General features: G+C 51.4%; 5 tRNA genes. All 5 read right to left on the bottom strand.

Annotated features, from left to right (window positions below):
• Positions 1–45: 45 nt before the first annotated feature.
• A tRNA-His gene (locus tag HMPREF2715_RS11000) sits at positions 46–118 on the bottom strand.
• Positions 119–120: 2 nt separating this feature from the next.
• Positions 121–194: transfer RNA gene (locus HMPREF2715_RS10995), tRNA-Trp, on the bottom strand.
• Between the two features lie 9 nt (positions 195–203).
• Positions 204–287: transfer RNA gene (locus tag HMPREF2715_RS10990), tRNA-Tyr, on the bottom strand.
• 6 nt (positions 288–293) lie between these two features.
• Positions 294–369: transfer RNA gene (locus tag HMPREF2715_RS10985), tRNA-Thr, on the bottom strand.
• 9 nt (positions 370–378) lie between these two features.
• Positions 379–451, bottom strand: a tRNA-Phe gene (locus HMPREF2715_RS10980).

Genomic DNA, 451 nt, shown 5'->3' with positions numbered 1-451 from the left:
GTCCGTTGCCTTACCGCTTGGCTATAGCCCATTAATAAAATTAAGGGCGGTTGAAGGGAATCGAACCCTCGAGTGTCGGAACCACAATCCGATGCGTTAACCACTTCGCCACAACCGCCATGGCAGGGACAGTAGGAATCGAACCCACATCAAAGGTTTTGGAGACCTCTATTCTACCGTTGAACTATGTCCCTAAATTAAGATGGTGGAGGGGGGCAGATTCGAACTGCCGAACCCGAAGGAGCGGATTTACAGTCCGCCGCGTTTAGCCACTTCGCTACCCCTCCATGAGATGGTGCCGGCCAGAGGACTTGAACCCCCAACCTACTGATTACAAGTCAGTTGCTCTACCAATTGAGCTAGGCCGGCATAACAAAATGGTTCAGGACAGAGTCGAACTGCCGACACATGGAGCTTCAATCCATTGCTCTACCAACTGAGCTACTGAACC

The organism is Staphylococcus sp. HMSC062A01 (genome assembly GCF_001836805.1).
Taxonomy (GTDB): Bacteria; Bacillota; Bacilli; order Staphylococcales; family Staphylococcaceae; genus Staphylococcus; species Staphylococcus haemolyticus.
This window is presented reverse-complemented; position numbering and strand designations above follow the sequence as displayed.